The following is a 15,432-nucleotide window of genomic DNA, read 5'->3' on the forward strand; positions in this document are numbered from 1 at the left end:
GCGCTTTCGTCGTCGGCGAGCTGGGGGCTAGAAGTACTCTCGAAGCCAGTCGTCGAGACATGCTGTTGAGCAGAAAGGTCCGGTCTCGTCATCGCGCAGTGGTCTGGAGCAGAACCGGCACTGGCCGCGCTTTAGATTTTCCTGCATCCGATGTCTGGCGATTGCTTCCCGGATTCCCACGTCAGAAGAATATCCGTATCCAAGTACTGACTGGGTGCAGCAACCGGTAGCGCCCGATCCCCTCGTGAGGGTGGGGTGCTTCCGTCGGCGGCGGGTACTACGGTCGGGCGAATGGAACAGAGAGCACCTCGACCAGGCTGGCACGGCATACCGCCATCCCATGACAGATTCGTCCCACCCGAGTCGCTGCCCGAGCAGTCCGGAGGCGTGCACTGGACGACCGAGAAAGCCCCACCGGTGTGGGCTGAGCTGAACTACTCGGACGGACAAGTGCAGACGGTGAAGGGCTTTGCGATGGCTTGGACGAAGGAGCTCGTGCAGGTGCAATGGGTCGAGTACTCCATGGCGCGGGAAGCGTGGGTGCGGGCGGGCAACGTCCGGCGCCGGCAGATTGAGGAGCGTCGCCCGAATCGGGACGGTTGAGGGGATCCCTTACCTCCTTCCGGAAGGCGTAGGAGCTAGAACCGTAGACCCTGGAGGGCCCGCTCGCTGGCGTCGGCGGATCTCTGCAGGGCGTCGGGCATCCTGTGACCGTAGATACGGTCTGTCATGTCCGTTGAGCTATGGCCGAGGCGGCGGCTGACGCTGAACAGCGATTGCCCGTCCTGGATAAGCCAGGATGCGTGCGTGTGCCTCAGATCGTGGATGCGCGGAGCCTTTGTAAGGCCTTCTGCCTGCGCTCGCCGTACCGCGGGTACCCAGTGGTGGTGCCAGAACAGTTTGTGCTGCACACGACCGCTCTGAGGGCCGGTGAAGAGCAGGTCGGTCGCGAGCCGACTCGCTACGAGCGGGATGAGCATTTCGACGAGCGTAGGCGGTAGTGAGACGGTGCGCTTGCTGTTGGGTGTCTTCGTAACTCCGACGTAGTGGCCCTTGGAGCCGTCGCGCTTCCACGCCTTCGTGATGCGCACGGTCGGCGGTTTAGCCATCAGGTCGACGTCTCCCACGGTGATGGCTGTGGCTTCCCCGTAACGGGCTCCTGTGAGCACGAGGAAGGCCGCCAGGTCCTTGTACTGGTCATCGAGCTGCCGGTGCACCATGGCGAACTCCCCGGCCGTCAGGAACTGAGCGTCGTCCTCAACCTTCTCTACACTCGGCAGGGCGGTCCCGCGGCATGGGTTGTCCCCGCGGTACCCATACCGGACGGCAGTCTCCATAGCGCTCGCCAGCAGTCCGTGCACGTTGCGGATCGTCTTCGGGCTCAGCCCCTTGTCCATGAGGGCTCGCACCCAGTGCGTGACGTGCTTGTGATTGAGCTTGTCGATCGGGATGTGGCCTATGACGCTGGCGATGTGTCGCTCGAGCATGGTCCGGTAGTTGTGGATCGTCTGCTTCGTGGGCCGGATGAGCTGATCGATGTGCTCGGTGACCACGGCGCTGACGGTCGGCACCGTCGTGTTGTTCTGCATGATGGCCTGCTGCGCGATTTCGAACGAGTTGCCGTTGGTTTCGAGTAGCCGCTTGAGCGTCTCAGCCTCGCCCTTGGAATCGAACGTGATGCCCTGGGCACGCTTGGTCTGCGGGTCCCGCCACCGCACTGTGTACGACTTCGAGCCGTCTTTGCGCAACCGTTCCATGATGCTCGCCATGGCGGTAACTATGAATTGCTGTGCACCGATTTACAACTTCTGTGCACGCTTTCCGCCGTGACCCGCCTCTGACTAGGCGTTTTAGGTGCCCGAAGTGGGACTCGAACCCACACACCTCTCGATACTGCATTTTGAGTGCAGCGCGTCTGCCAATTCCGCCATTCGGGCCATTCGCGCCCCGGCGTGACGTGAGAAGGCTGACTTCCTCCTCCGCCGGTGCGCGAATCCACTGTACATGCCGATAGTCTGTTTCCGGGAACGGGAGCAAGCACTCCCCGACCCATCGGAACGCCAATTCATCAAGGAGCAACAGTGTCTGAACCCACCGAATCCGCGCCCGCCGGACCCGCACGTCGGGTCATCGTGGCCGAGGACGAGACGCTCATCCGACTCGACATCATCGAGATCCTGCGTGGGGAAGGCTACGAGGTCGTAGCGGAGGCGGACAACGGGGAGAAGGCCGTCGCCCTCGCCGAGGAGCACAAGCCGGACCTCGTGCTCATGGACGTGAAGATGCCCGTCATGGACGGCATCACGGCCGCGGAGCAGATCGTGAAGGCTCGCATCGCCCCCGTCGTCCTGCTCACCGCCTTCAGCCAGAAGGAACTCATCGAGCGCGCGCGCGACGCCGGCGCGATGGCGTACGTGGTCAAGCCCTTCACTCCCGCGGATCTCATCCCGGCCATCGAGATCGCGATGTCGCGCTACGAGGAGATCAAGGCCCTCGAGGCCGAGGTGTCCGACCTCCAGGAGCAGTTCGCGACCCGCAAGCTGGTGGAGCGCGCCAAGAGCCTGCTGACCACGAAGATGGGCCTCACGGAACCCGAGGCCTTCCGTTGGATCCAGAAGACCTCCATGGACCGCCGCCTCAGCATGCGCGAGGTCGCCGAGACGATCATCAACCAGGTCAACTGACCGCACAGCGCCGGTCACGGCGCAGGCCCGACGGACGCGAAGACCCCCACCCGATCGGGTGGGGGTCTTCGTGTCCTGCCCGGAGGGCCGGGCTACTTCTTCTTGACGGGCCAGGGGCCCACGTCTTCCTTGATGTAGGACGTGTGGCCGTCGGGGAGCTGGCCGGCGTCCGTGATGTCGCCGACGCGGTGCACCTTGATCGAGTTCGTCGAACCGGCCTGTCCGGGAGGGGAACCGGCGGCGATGACCACCAGGTCGTCGACCTCCACGAGGCCCTGGTCGAAGAGCACGCGATCCACCTGGGCCGTCATCTGGTCCGTGTGCTCCACGAACTCGACGAGCCTGGGCTGGATGCCCCAGATGAGGGACATGGCGTTCAGCGTCGACTGCACGGGGGTGAAGGCGAACACCGGCTTCTTCGGGCGAAGCCGCGACAGGCGCCGGGCGGAATCGCCGGACTGCGTGAACGTGCAGATGTACTTCGCATCGAGCTGGTCCGAGATCTCGACGGCGGCACGCGTGATGGCACCGCCGCGGGTCTTCGGCTTGCTGCCGAGCGGCGGAACGCGCTCGAGCCCGTGGCGCTCGGTGGATTCGATGATGTCCGCCATCGTGCGCACGGTCTCGATCGGGTACTTGCCCACACTGGTCTCGCCGGAGAGCATCACGGCATCCGCGCCGTCGAGGACCGCGTTGGCGCAGTCCGAGGCCTCGGCGCGGGTCGGGCGCGGGTTGTCGATCATCGACTCGAGGACCTGCGTGGCCACGATGACCGGCTTGGCCCAGCGGCGGGCGAGCTCGACGGCGCGCTTCTGCACGATCGGGACGTCCTGCAGGGGAAGTTCCACACCGAGGTCTCCGCGGGCGACCATGATGGCGTCGAACGCATCGATGATCTCCTCGAGGGCGTCCACCGCCTGGGGCTTCTCGATCTTCGCGATGACGGGGACGCGGCGGCCCTCCTCGTCCATGATCTCGTGCACGCGCTTCACGTCACCGGCATCACGCACGAAGGACAGCGCGACCATGTCGACGCCGATCTGGATGGCCCAGCGGAGGTCCTCCTCGTCCTTGTCGCTGAGGGCGGGGACGTTGACGGCAACGCCGGGCAGGTTGATGCCCTTGTTGTTCGACACCATCCCGCCGACGACGACCTCGGTGGTGACCTTCACGTCGTCGACCGCGGTGGCGCGGAGCGAGACCTTGCCGTCGTCGATGAGCAGCATGTCGCCGACGTTGACGTCCTTGGGCAGGCCCTTGAACGTCGTCGAGCAGATGTCCTGGGTGCCCTCGATGTCCTCGACGGTGATGGTGAAGACATCGCCCTGAGCGAGGGCGTGGGGGCCGTCGGCGAAGCGGCCGAGGCGGATCTTCGGACCCTGCAGGTCGGCGAAGATGCCTACGGGCTTGCCGAGTTCCTCCGACGCGCGGCGCACGTTCTCGTAGGTGCTGCTGTGCACGGCGTAGTCACCGTGGCTCATGTTCATCCGGGCGACGTCGACGCCCGCCTGCAGCACAGCCAGGGTGTTCTCGTAGCTGGCGATTGCGGGGCCGAATGTTGCAACGATTTTTGCGCGTCTCATAAACCTAGCCTAGTCGTGTTTGGGTCGAGGGGTTGGTGTGGGGGCCGGTCAGAGGACGGCGATGGAGCGGTCCGTCGGCGCGACGGGCGCAGGCAGCTTGGTGGAGCCCATGAGCCACTGGTCCACCGCGGCAGCGCACGCGCGGCCCTCGGCGATGGCCCAGACGATGAGCGACTGGCCGCGCCCGGCGTCGCCCGCCGAGAACACGCCGGGCGTGTTGGTCATGTAGTAGCCGTCGCGGGCCACGTTCCCGCGCTCGTCGAACTCCGCCTGGACCTGCTCGGTGATCCCGGCCGGCTCGGCACCGGTGAAGCCGAGGGAGAGGAAGACGAGGTCCGCGGGGATCTCGCGCTCCGTGCCTGCCTTCGGGACGCGGCGGCCGTCGACGAACTCCGTCTCCGCGACCTTGATGCCGCGCAGCACACCGTTGTCGCCGACGAACTCGACGGTGGACGCCAGGTAGCGTCGCTCCCCGCCCTCCTCGTGCGCGCTCGCGATGTCGAAGAGCGTGGGGAAGGTGGGCCAGGGCTGGTCCGGGCGACGCTCGGCGGGCGGCTGCTGCCCGATGGCGAGCGTGGTCACGGACGCGGCCTTCTGTCGGTGCGCCGTGCCGAGGCAGTCCGCGCCTGTGTCGCCACCGCCGAGGATTACCACGTGCTTGCCCTCGGCATGGATCTGGTCCTCGATCGCCTCGCCGGCGACCACGCGGTTGGCCTGCACGAGGTAGTCCATGGCGAAGTGGACGCCCTCGAGGTCACGGCCCGGGATGGGGAGGTCCCGCGGGACCGTGGCGCCCGTGGCGACGACGACGGCGTCGTAGCGTCGCTTGAGCTGGCCCCAGCTGATGTCCTTGCCGACCTCGACCCCGGTGCGGAAGCGCGTGCCCTCGGCCTTCATCTGGTCGAGGCGGCGCTCGAGGTGGATCTTCTCCATCTTGAAGTCCGGGATGCCGTAGCGGAGCAGCCCGCCGATGCGGTCGTCACGCTCGTACACCGCGACGGTGTGGCCGGCCCGGGTCAGCTGCTGCGCGGCTGCGAGGCCGGCGGGTCCGGATCCGACGACGGCGATGGTGCGGTCGGTGAGGCGTTCGGGCGGGTGCGGTTCCACCCAGCCCTCGCCGAAGGCCTGGTCCGCGATGGACACCTCGACCTGCTTGATGGTCACCGGCGGCTGGTTGATGCCGAGCACGCACGAGGACTCGCAGGGCGCGGGGCAGAGCCGCCCGGTGAACTCCGGGAAGTTGTTCGTCGCGTGGAGCCGCTCGATCGCCTCGCGTCCCTTGTCGCGGAACGTGAGGTCGTTCCACTCCGGGATGAGGTTGCCCAGCGGGCAGCCCTGATGGCAGAACGGGATGCCGCAGTCCATGCAGCGGCCCGCCTGGGACTTCAGGACGCCCTTCTCCTGGGCCTCGTACACTTCCTTCCAGTCCATGATGCGCACCGGGACGGGGCGGCGTGGCTGGGTCTGGCGCTCGCGCACCTTCATGAATCCGCGTGGGTCAGCCACCGGTTACCTCCAGGATCTTGGTCCATGCCTCTTCGCCGTCAGGATCGAGGCCCTGTTCGACGGCGGTGGCGCGGGCGTCCAGTACCGCAGCGTAATCGCGCGGCAGGACCTTCGTGAATCGTCGAACGGTGTCCTCGAAGGACGCGAGCAGGCTCTCGGCGAGGTTCGACTCGGTCTCCTCGACATGCTGGATCAGCAGTCGCCGGACGATCTCGATGTCCTCGGCGTCGAGGCCGACGAGCAGGAGCTCGCCGTTCTCGAGGCTCTGCTTGTTGACGCGCGCTCGGTCGAGGTCCAGCACGAAGGCCGTTCCGCCGGACATCCCGGCACCGAAGTTCCGGCCTGTGCGGCCGAGGATCAGTGCCTGGCCACCGGTCATGTACTCGCAGCCGTGGTCGCCGATGCCCTCGGCCACCGCGGTGGCACCGGAGTTACGGACGAGGAACCGCTCCCCCACCTGGCCGCGCAGGAACATCTCGCCGCTCGTGGCACCGTAGCCGATGACGTTGCCCGCTATGACGTTGTGGTCCGCACGGAAGACGTTCGCACGGTCCGGTCGCACGACGATCCGTCCTCCGGACAGCCCCTTGCCCACGTAGTCGTTCGAGTCGCCGAGCAGCCGCAGCGTGATCCCGGCGGGCAGGAAGGCGCCGAGCGACTGCCCCGCCTGCCCCGTGAGGGTGACGTCGATGGTGTTGGTCGCGAGCGTGTCCAGCCCGAACGTCCGGGTGACCTCGTGGCCGAGCATGGTCCCCACCGAGCGGTCGGTGTTGACGATGTCCACGGAGATGCGGACCGGCGAGCGGTGCTGCAGCGCGTCGGCGCTCATCTCGATGAGCTTGTTGTCGAAGTGCTGGTCCAGCTCGTGGTTCTGCTGGAGCATGTTCCGCATCGGCTCACCCGAATCGGACTCGTTGCCCCGCAGGATCGGATCGAGGTCCAGGCCGTCGGCCTTCCAGTGCTCGATCGCCCGGCGGGCGTCGAGCAGCTCGCTGTGGCCGATGGCCTCCTCGAGCGTCCGGAAGCCGAGCTCCGCCAGGATCTCGCGGACCTCCTCGGCGATGAACTCGAAGAAGTTCACCACGAACTCGGGCTTGCCGGTGAACCGGCTGCGCAGCTCGGGGTTCTGTGTCGCGACACCCACGGGGCACGTGTCGAGGTGGCAGACGCGCATCATGATGCAGCCGGAGACCACGAGCGGTGCCGTGGCGAAGCCGAACTCCTCGCCGCCCAGCAGGGCTGCGATGACGACGTCGCGCCCGGTCTTGAGCTGGCCGTCCACCTGCACGACGACGCGGTCGCGCAGCCCGTTGAGCATGAGCGTCTGCTGGGTCTCGGCGAGGCCGAGCTCCCACGGGATGCCCGCGTGCTTGAGCGAGTTGAGCGGGCTGGCACCCGTTCCGCCGTCGTGCCCGGACACCAGGACGACGTCGGCCTTGGCCTTCGTGACGCCCGCGGCGACCGTGCCGATGCCTACCTCGGACACCAGCTTCACGTGGACGCGCGCGCTGGGGTTGGACCGCTTGAGGTCGTAGATCAGCTGGGCGAGGTCCTCGATGGAGTAGATGTCGTGGTGCGGCGGCGGCGAGATCAGGGCGACGCCCGGGGTGGAGTGCCGGGTGCGAGCGATCCAGGGGTATACCTTCTGGCTCATGAGCTGTCCGCCCTCACCGGGCTTGGCTCCCTGGGCCATCTTGATCTGGATGTCGTCCGCGTTGGTCAGGTAGAGGCTCGTGACGCCGAACCGGCCGGACGCGACCTGCTTGATGGCGGAGCGGCGCTCCGGGTCCAGGAGCCGCTCGACGTCCTCGCCCCCTTCGCCGGTGTTCGACTTCCCGCCGAGGCGGTTCATCGCGATGGCCAGTGTCTCGTGGGCTTCCTTCGAGATGGAGCCGTAGCTCATCGCGCCGGTGGAGAAGCGCTTGACGATGGCGGAGACGGGCTCGACCTCGTCGATGCTGATGGCCTCGCGGGCGTCACCACGGAGCCTGAGCAGCCCGCGGAGCGTCATGAGCTCCCGCGACTGGTCGTCCACGCCCTGCGTGTACGCCTTGAAGATGTCGTAGCGGCGCTCACGCGTGGCGTGCTGCAGGCGGAAGACGGTCTCGGGGTTGAAGAGGTGCGGAGGGCCCTCGCGACGCCACTGGTACTCGCCGCCGTTGTCGAGGCCGCGGTGCGGATCCTCGATGCCGTCCTGCGGGTAGGCGCTCTCGTGGCGTGCGGCGGTCTCCGCCGCGACGACGTCGAGGCCGACGCCGCCGAGCTGCGTCTGCGTGCCGTGGAAGTACTCGTCCACGAGCTCCTGGGACAGTCCGAGCGCCTCGAAGGTCTGGGCGCCGCAGTAGGAGCTGACCGTCGAGATGCCCATCTTGGACATGATCTTCAGGACGCCCTTGCCGAGGCCCTTGATGAGGTGCGCGACGGCGGCTTCGGCCGTGACGCCGGTGATGTCGCCGTTGCGGACGAGCTCCTCACAGCTCTCCATGGCCAGGTACGGGTTCACGGCGGAGGCACCGTAACCGATGAGCACCGCGACATGGTGGACCTCGCGTACGTCGCCGGCTTCGACGACGAGGGAGGTCTTGGTGCGGTTGGCGCTCTTGAGCAAGTGATGGTGCACGGCGCTCGTGAGCAGCAGGGACGGGATGGGAGCCCACTGCGCATTCGAATCGCGGTCGGACAGCACCACGTACTCGACGCCGCGGTTGAGCGCACTGGACACCTGCTCGCAGATCTCCGCGAGGCGCGCACGCAGGGCGGCCTCGCCGCCGTCGTGCCGGTAGAGGCCGCGCACGCGGACCGTCAGGCGGTCGCCGTCCTCGGTCTCCAGGTTCGCGATCTTCGCCAGCTCGTCATTGTCGATGACGGGGAACTTCAGGGCGATCTGCTTGGAGCGCACCTGCCCGGTGGACAGCAGGTTGCCGTCCGGCCCGATGGTGACTCCCATGGAGGTGACGAGTTCCTCACGGATGGAGTCCAGCGGCGGGTTGGTGACCTGCGCGAAGGACTGCACGAAGTAGTCGAAGAGCAGGCGCGGGCGCTTCGACAGCACCGCGATGGGCGTGTCGGAGCCCATCGCTCCCAGAGGCTCCGCACCGTTCTTCGCCATGGGACCGAGCAGGATGCGCAGCTCCTCCTGCGTGTAGCCGAAGGTGCGCTGGCGGCGGTTGATGGACGCCTTGGTGTGGATGACGTGTTCGCGCTCCGGGAGGTCCTCGAGCTGGATCAGGTTCTCCTTGACCCACTCACCCCACGGGTTCGCGGCGGCGACCTCGGCCTTGATCTCCTGATCCTCGATCAGGCGGCCTTCCTCGGTGTCGACGAGGAACATCTTGCCGGGCGAGACGCGGCCCTTGCGCACCACGCGGGAGGGCTCGACGTCGAGGACGCCCACCTCGGAGGCGAGGATGACGAGGCCGTCCTCGGTCACCCAGTAGCGGGCGGGGCGCAGTCCGTTGCGGTCGAGAACGGCACCGACGAGGCGGCCGTCCGTGAAGGACACGGCGGCCGGACCGTCCCAGGGCTCCATGAGCATGGAGTGGTACTGGTAGAAGGCGCGCCGGGCAGGATCCATGGTGGCGTGGTTCTCCCACGCCTCCGGGATCATCATCATGATCGAGTGCGTGATCGGGCGGCCCGAGAGCGTCAGCAGCTCGGCCACCTCGTCGAAGGACGCCGAGTCCGAGGCGCCCGGCGTGCAGATCGGGTAGAGCTCCTCCGGCGCGTCGCCGAGCAGGGGGTTGGACAGCTGGGACTGCCGGGCGCGCATCCAGTTGCGGTTGCCCTTGACCGTGTTGATCTCGCCGTTGTGCGCGATGGTCCGGAACGGCTGGGCCAGGGGCCACGACGGGAACGTGTTCGTGGAGAAGCGTGAGTGGACGATGCCGAGGCGCGTCTTGAAGCGTTCGTCCGAGAGGTCCGGGTAGAACGGCTCCAGCTGCGCGGTGGTCAGCATGCCCTTGTAGACGATGGTCTTGGAGGACAGCGAGGGGAAGTAGACCCCGTACTTGTTCTGCGCACGCTTGCGGACCCGGAAGGCCTTCGCGTCGAGGTCCGAGGGATTGCCGTCCGCCGGCGCCAGGAACAGCTGCACGAAGTGCGGCATGCAGGCCCGGGCCATCGCGCCGACGAGATCGGCGACGACCGGGACCACGCGCCAGCCGAGCACGTCCAGGCCCTCCGACTCGGCGATGGACTCGAGGCCTGCGCGGGCCGTCTCCTCCTCCTTCGCCTCGGACGGGAGGAAGGCGGTCCCCACCACGTACGAACCGGCGGGGGGAAGCGGGAAGTCCACGACGGCACGGAAGAACTCGTCGGGGACCTGGGTGAGCAGGCCTGCGCCGTCGCCGGTGCCCTCGTCCGCGCCCACCGCACCTCGGTGCTCGAGGTTGCGGAGCGCGGTCAGTGCCGCGTCGACGATGTCGTGTCCGGGTTCACCGCGAAGGGTGGCGATGACGGCGAGGCCGCACGCATCCTTCTCGTTCTCCGGGTTGTAGAGGCCGGTCGCCTCCGGTAGGGAAGCGAAACGCGTGAAGGGCGACTCCACGGCCTCGGCCATTGTCGACGTCGTTCCCGGGTGTGTCCCGGTCGACTTTCCTGGCGTCAAAGCAGTCATAGAAAGGATCCTTCCCCCATGATGGAGCGTCGGGAGGGGACAGCCTTGGCCCCGCGGGCACCGCTGTCTGGAAGCGGGCACCGTCTGTGTATTCCGTGCACACCACCTGTGCCGGCGCTGCCCGGCGCTGTTGGCGGGCGATCGCTGCAGTTCTCCTGCGCCGGTCGGAGGCGGTGTCGGTGCAGGCTCGGACGGTGATCCGGCCATCGCACCAGGGGTCCACAACTGTGTGGTGTTGCGTCCTTTAGGGGCGGTGGCCCGGGGACTGCTGTCGGGGATCCGAATCCCGCGGCTCCGCTCTCGCGGGGTCCCAGGAACGCGAATCGTTACTCAGGAGCCGTTTGTTTCGGAAAGATTACCACGATCATTCCGCGCTCCCCGACCCTTGTCCACGCTGTGGCTACCTGTGGCTGAAGCGTTACCGGACAGGCTCCCTTCCGGGTCGTCACCGTGTCCGTCCGACGACGGTTCCGCACTCGCCGGAGAGGCCGTCGGGGCGGAAGAGGTGTCCTCCCCCTCCCCTGTCGTCCCGGCGTCGGCGTCGGCGTCGGCGTCCGCCGTATCGGCATCGCGAGGGGCGCCGCCCTCCGGTTCCCGCCCGGGCAGGTAGACGGACGGCGCGTCGACAGGACGGCGCCTGACCGTGAGGAACACGAGGATGGCGAGGGACACGAGGAAGACGGCGATGCTCGTCCACACGTTCAGGCGCTGGGTCGCCCCGAAGAGCGTGACCATCTCGGCGTCGTCGATGCGCAGCATCTCGATCCAGACGCGTCCGAGCGTGTAGTAGGCGGCGTAGAGCCAGAACATGCGGCCGCCGCGAAGACGGAACCTCCTGGCGAGCAGGAGCAGCAGTGCGACTCCCGCGAGGTTCCAGAGGAGCTCGTAGAGGAACGTGGGGTGGAAGAGGGTGCCCGGCTCCTGGTCGAGCGGGAAGTTCGCGTTGTCCGCGTCGATCTCGAGGCCCCACGGCAGTGTGGTGGGGGCACCGAAGAGCTCCTGGTTGAACCAGTTGCCCAACCGACCCACGGCCTGTGCGAGGAGGACGCCGGGGGCAGCGGCATCGGCGAACGCCGAGAGCTTGACGCCGGCCCGGCGCGCACCGATCCACGCTCCGACGGCGCCGAGCGCGATGGCACCCCAGATACCGAGGCCGCCCTGCCAGATCTGCGGGATCCGGGCCAGGTCACCCTCGGGGCCGAAGTAGGCGTCCGGGGAGGAGACCACGTGGTACAGCCGCCCGCCGATGATGCCGAAGGGGATGGCCCAGATGGCGATGTCCCAGACTGCGTCGGCGTGCCCCCCGAAGGAGACGAACCGCTTCTGCGTGAGGATCAGCGCGAGGATGATGCCCGCCAGGATGCACAGCGCATAGGCGTGGACGGTCACCGGGCCGAGGCCGAAGCTCGCCCATTCAGCGGGCGGGCTGGGAATCGATGCCGCGAGGCTCCCGCCGATCACGCCGATGCCTTCGGGGTACCCGTACTCAGCTCGCGCGTCAGCTCCGCGACGGCTTCCACTCCGCCGTCGCGCAGTGCGGCGACCAGCGCCGTCCCCACGATCACGCCGTCGGCGTAGGCGCCGATCTCGCGCACCTGGGCGGACGAGGAGACGCCGAGGCCCACGCAGACCCGGTCGGCACCCGCGTGGTGCGCGGCGTCGACCACGGCGCGTGCTGCCGCACCGACGGAGGTCCGCGCACCGGTCACACCCATGACGGACACCGCGTAGACGAAGCCCCTGCTCGCGTCGACGGTGTTCTGCATGCGCTGCGGCGACGTGGACGGAGCCACGAGGAAGACGCGGTCGAGGCCGAGTTCCTCGGAGGCCTCGAGCCACTCGGACGCCTCGTCGGGGATGAGGTCCGGCGTGATGAGCCCGGCGCCGCCCGCTGCGGCGAGGCGCTCGGCGAACTCCCGGACGCCCATCCGCATGACGGGGTTCCAGTAGGTCATGACGAGGACGGCGGCATCGGTCCTGCTGGTGATTCCTTCGACGACGTCGAAGATCTGCGGCACGGTGAAACCCTTGGCCAGTGCCTCGACGGTCGCTTCCTGGATGACGTGGCCGTCCATGACGGGATCCGAATAGGGGATGCCGATCTCGATGAGGTCCACGCCGTTCTCGGCCATGGCGATCCCGGCGTCGATGGTGGTCCGGACGTCGGGGAAGCCCGCGGGCAGGTAGCCGATGAGGGCTGTGCGGCCTTCGCTGCGTGCCTTCTCGATGGCAGCTGCCGCCTTCGAGCCGGCAGCGATGTGTGCGGGACGGTCGGTGGGATGCGTGGTCACAGCTGTTCACCCTCCTGGGCGATCTCCTGCTCGGCGCTGTCGTCCGGAAGCAGGTCGAAGTAGCCCGCGGCGGTCGCCACGTCCTTGTCGCCGCGGCCCGAGAGGTTGACGACGACGATCTTGTCCGACGCCTGCTCCCCGGGTCCGAGGTCCGCGGCGAGCCGCCGGCCCACCTTCATGGCGCCCGCGAGGGCGTGGGCGGTCTCGATGGCCGGGATGATCCCCTCGGTGCGGCTCAGGAGCTTGAACGCCTCCATGGCCTCCGCATCGGTGATGGGCTCGTAGTTCGCCCGTCCGATGTCGGCCAGGTAGGCGTGTTCGGGTCCGACGCCGGGGTAGTCGAGGCCCGCCGAGATCGAGTGCGACTCCATCGTCTGCCCGTCCTCGTCCTGCATCAGGTAGGAACGGGCGCCGTGGAGCACGCCCGGCCGACCCAGGGTGATCGTGGCCGCGTGGCGGCCGGTCTCGACGCCGTCGCCGCCCGCTTCGAAGCCGTGGAGCGCCACGTCGCGATCGTCGAGGAACCCGTGGAACATGCCGATCGCGTTGGAGCCTCCGCCCACGCAGGCGCAGACGGCGTCGGGCAGCCGGCCGGCCTGCTCGAGGATCTGCTCGCGCGCCTCGTCACCGATGACCTCGTGGAAGTACCGCACCATCGCCGGGAACGGGTGGGCTCCCGCAGCGGTTCCGAGGAGGTAGTGCGTCGTCTCGACGTTCGCGACCCAGTCGCGGAGGGCGTCGTTGATGGCGTCCTTGAGCGTCTGCGAACCGTTCGTGACGGGGATGACGGTCGCCCCGAGCAGTTGCATGCGCGCGACGTTGAGGGCCTGGCGGCGCGTGTCCTCCGCGCCCATGTAGACCACGCACTCGAGGCCGAGAAGCGCCGCAGCCGTCGCGCTCGCGACGCCGTGCTGGCCCGCGCCGGTCTCGGCGATGACGCGGGTCTTGCCCATGCGCTTGGCGATCAGGGCCTGTCCGAGCACGTTGTTGATCTTGTGGGATCCGGTGTGGTTCAGGTCCTCGCGCTTCAGGAAGACCCGCACGCCGCCGCAGTGCTCGGCGAAACGCTGTGCCTCGGTGAGGAGGGACGGCCGCCCGGCGTAGTTCCTGTTCAGCTCGGCGACCTGCGCCGTGAACTCGGGGTCGGCCTTGGCCTTGTCGAACGTGTCCTGCAGTTCGTCGAGGGCCGCGATCAGCGATTCCGGCATCCACCGGCCGCCGTACGAGCCGAAGTAGGGACCGGGGGCGTGGCGGAGGCTCTGGTCGTGGCTGAGGAAGGCCTCCGCCGTCCCGGCGTCGATGGCATCCGCTGCTCCGGCATCCGTGCCGGGGAGGCCCGTGTCCTGGTGCATATCAGTCATGACTTCAGCATTCCTGTCCTGTTGGTCCTGACCCGGCGGCGGTGCCGCCCGGGTCCCTGGCGGATCGGCGATGGCCGGTCCGTTTCCTGCTCGCTGTGCTCCCCGTCCATTCCGGCGGGCGTCCGCTCCGGCTGCCGCCCGCTGTCAGGCGTCGGCTGCGTCCATGGCCCGCCAGGCCTCGCTGCCGGCCCGCCGGAACTCACCGATCGTCGCTGCGGGGTCGGTGTGCCGCACGAGTGCCTCCCCCACCAGGACGGCGTGGGCGCCACTGCCTGCGTAGTCGGCGACGTCCGTGACATCGCGCACTCCCGATTCGGCGATGACGACCGTGCCGGACGGGATGAGGTGCGCCAGCCCGCTGAAGACGCTCCTGTCGATATCGAGGGTCTTCAGGTTGCGGACGTTCACGCCGATGATCGTCGCCTCGGCGGCCACGGCGCGCCGCACCTCCTCGGCGGTGTGCGTCTCCACGATCGCGCTCATCCCGAGCCGCTGCGTGAGGGCGAGGAACGAGCGCAACTCCTCGTCGGTGAGCGCCGCGACGATCAGCAGCACGACGTCGGCACCGTGGGCCCGGGCCTCCCAGATCTGGTACTCGTCCACCGTGAAGTCCTTGCGGAGCACCGGGAGGGCCACGGCGGCACGCACGGCGTCGAGGTCCGCGAGCGACCCGCCGAAGCGCCGTTCCTCCGTCAGGACGGAGATGACGGCCGCGCCGCCCTCCTCGTAGGACGCTGCGAGGGCCGCGGGGTCGGCGATGGCCGCCAGCGCACCCTTGGACGGGCTGCTCCGCTTGACCTCCGCGATGACCGCCAGCGCGCCGCCGCGTCCCGCGCCGAGCGCCTCGAAGGCATCGACGGGAGCGGGTACCGCAAGGGCTGCCGCCTGCACGTCCTCGAGGGGCAGCGCGCGCCGACGCTCCGCGAGATCCTCGCGGACGCCCTCGATGATGTCGTCGAGGACCGTCATCTAGTGGCCGTTGTTCTTGAGCTTCGATCCACCCACGCCGTAGCCGATCCTGCGCAGGATGAAGCCGACGAGGAGGCCGACGAACATGATCCCGATACCCACCCAGAACAGCAGCGTCCCGAAGTCGTGGTTGCCCTCGGTGCTCGCAAGGATGTAGGCGAAGGAGGCCAGGGCCGCACCGGCAAGCATGATCAGCACGCAGGTCCAGGCAGCGGGGCTGTTGCCGTGACCGATCGTCTCGTCGCCCATCTGGGCGTGGTTCGCCGGGGTGTTGCGGGTAGCGGCGCTACGGGTCTCGGATGCCATGGGAAATCTCCTTCGAACGGGTCTGGTTCCATTCTGCCATTGATGGAGCGGCCCGGCCGAACACCTGCGGGCGCGGCAGGGCTGGCGGAACCGCCGCCCCGGGGTGCGCCGGGGCGG

Annotated in this window: 11 protein-coding genes and 1 tRNA gene; 2 read left to right on the plus strand and 10 right to left on the minus strand. The window is 68.2% G+C overall.

The features are described from left to right. The first annotated feature begins 474 nt into the window (after window positions 1-474). On the plus strand, window positions 475-603 hold the full coding sequence (locus AC1MFI_RS15215; RefSeq protein WP_479817907.1) for a hypothetical protein: 129 nt from the start codon (window positions 475-477) through the stop codon (window positions 601-603). Between the two features lie 35 nt (window positions 604-638). On the opposite strand, the gene AC1MFI_RS15220 is transcribed toward AC1MFI_RS15215, so the two are convergent. After that, entirely contained in the window at window positions 639-1,769 is a 1,131-nt protein-coding gene (locus AC1MFI_RS15220) for a tyrosine-type recombinase/integrase (RefSeq protein WP_479817908.1), read from the minus strand. 86 nt (window positions 1,770-1,855) lie between these two features. Beyond that, window positions 1,856-1,937 (minus strand) — tRNA-Leu (locus tag AC1MFI_RS15225). A 144-nt stretch (window positions 1,938-2,081) separates the two neighbouring features. Between AC1MFI_RS15225 and AC1MFI_RS15230 the strand changes: the two genes are divergently transcribed. After that, window positions 2,082-2,684: an ANTAR domain-containing response regulator gene (locus AC1MFI_RS15230; protein ID WP_400484150.1), complete on the plus strand. Its 603-nt coding sequence runs from the start codon at window positions 2,082-2,084 to the stop codon at window positions 2,682-2,684. 92 nt (window positions 2,685-2,776) lie between these two features. Here AC1MFI_RS15230 and pyk read toward each other — a convergent pair whose 3' ends face one another. From pyk to AC1MFI_RS15270, 8 genes are all read right to left on the minus strand, one after another. Next, the gene (pyk, locus tag AC1MFI_RS15235) at window positions 2,777-4,267 is read right to left on the minus strand and encodes a pyruvate kinase (RefSeq protein ID WP_479817909.1); all 1,491 of its coding nucleotides are present in this window, start codon (window positions 4,265-4,267) and stop codon (window positions 2,777-2,779) included. Window positions 4,268-4,315: 48 nt separating this feature from the next. Then, window positions 4,316-5,773, minus strand: a complete 1,458-nt coding sequence (locus AC1MFI_RS15240) for a glutamate synthase subunit beta (protein ID WP_479817910.1) — start codon at window positions 5,771-5,773, stop codon at window positions 4,316-4,318. Continuing rightward, window positions 5,766-10,331 carry a glutamate synthase large subunit gene (gene gltB, locus AC1MFI_RS15245; protein WP_479820906.1) on the minus strand — a complete coding sequence of 1,522 codons (4,566 nt, stop codon included), beginning with the start codon at window positions 10,329-10,331 and terminating at the stop codon, window positions 5,766-5,768. The genes AC1MFI_RS15240 and gltB overlap by 8 nt, the downstream gene beginning before the upstream one ends. 387 nt (window positions 10,332-10,718) lie before the next feature. Then, window positions 10,719-11,849, minus strand: coding sequence for a prolipoprotein diacylglyceryl transferase (lgt, locus tag AC1MFI_RS15250; protein WP_479817912.1), 1,131 nt, complete (start codon window positions 11,847-11,849; stop codon window positions 10,719-10,721). Next, the gene (gene trpA, locus AC1MFI_RS15255; RefSeq protein ID WP_479817913.1) at window positions 11,846-12,679 is read right to left on the minus strand and encodes a tryptophan synthase subunit alpha; all 834 of its coding nucleotides are present in this window, start codon (window positions 12,677-12,679) and stop codon (window positions 11,846-11,848) included. Before trpA ends, lgt begins: the two co-directional genes overlap by 4 nt. Continuing rightward, complete coding sequence (gene trpB, locus AC1MFI_RS15260; RefSeq protein WP_479820908.1) at window positions 12,676-14,031, minus strand: tryptophan synthase subunit beta; 1,356 nt, start codon at window positions 14,029-14,031, stop codon at window positions 12,676-12,678. The genes trpA and trpB overlap by 4 nt, the downstream gene beginning before the upstream one ends. A gap of 153 nt (window positions 14,032-14,184) precedes the next feature. Then, the gene (trpC, locus tag AC1MFI_RS15265; RefSeq protein ID WP_479817914.1) at window positions 14,185-15,009 is read right to left on the minus strand and encodes an indole-3-glycerol phosphate synthase TrpC; all 825 of its coding nucleotides are present in this window, start codon (window positions 15,007-15,009) and stop codon (window positions 14,185-14,187) included. Then, window positions 15,010-15,315, minus strand: coding sequence for an HGxxPAAW family protein (locus AC1MFI_RS15270; protein WP_479817916.1), 306 nt, complete (start codon window positions 15,313-15,315; stop codon window positions 15,010-15,012). It lies immediately after the preceding gene. Window positions 15,316-15,432 lie beyond the last annotated feature (117 nt).

It is taken from the genome of Arthrobacter sp. BC5 (genome assembly GCF_056680255.1).

Excerpts from the sequence above, each read along its gene's own strand:
- AC1MFI_RS15215 (WP_479817907.1), top strand. The coding sequence starts at position 475 with ATGGCTTGGACGAAGGAGCTCGTGCAGGTGCAATGGGTCGAGTACTCC.
- AC1MFI_RS15220 (WP_479817908.1), bottom strand. The coding sequence starts at position 1,769 with ATGGCGAGCATCATGGAACGGTTGCGCAAAGACGGCTCGAAGTCGTAC.
- pyk (WP_479817909.1), bottom strand. The coding sequence starts at position 4,267 with ATGAGACGCGCAAAAATCGTTGCAACATTCGGCCCCGCAATCGCCAGC.
- gltB (WP_479820906.1), bottom strand. The coding sequence starts at position 10,331 with ATGGCCGAGGCCGTGGAGTCGCCCTTCACGCGTTTCGCTTCCCTACCG.
- trpB (WP_479820908.1), bottom strand. The coding sequence starts at position 14,031 with ATGCACCAGGACACGGGCCTCCCCGGCACGGATGCCGGAGCAGCGGAT.
- trpC (WP_479817914.1), bottom strand. The coding sequence starts at position 15,009 with ATGACGGTCCTCGACGACATCATCGAGGGCGTCCGCGAGGATCTCGCG.
- AC1MFI_RS15270 (WP_479817916.1), bottom strand. The coding sequence starts at position 15,315 with ATGGCATCCGAGACCCGTAGCGCCGCTACCCGCAACACCCCGGCGAAC.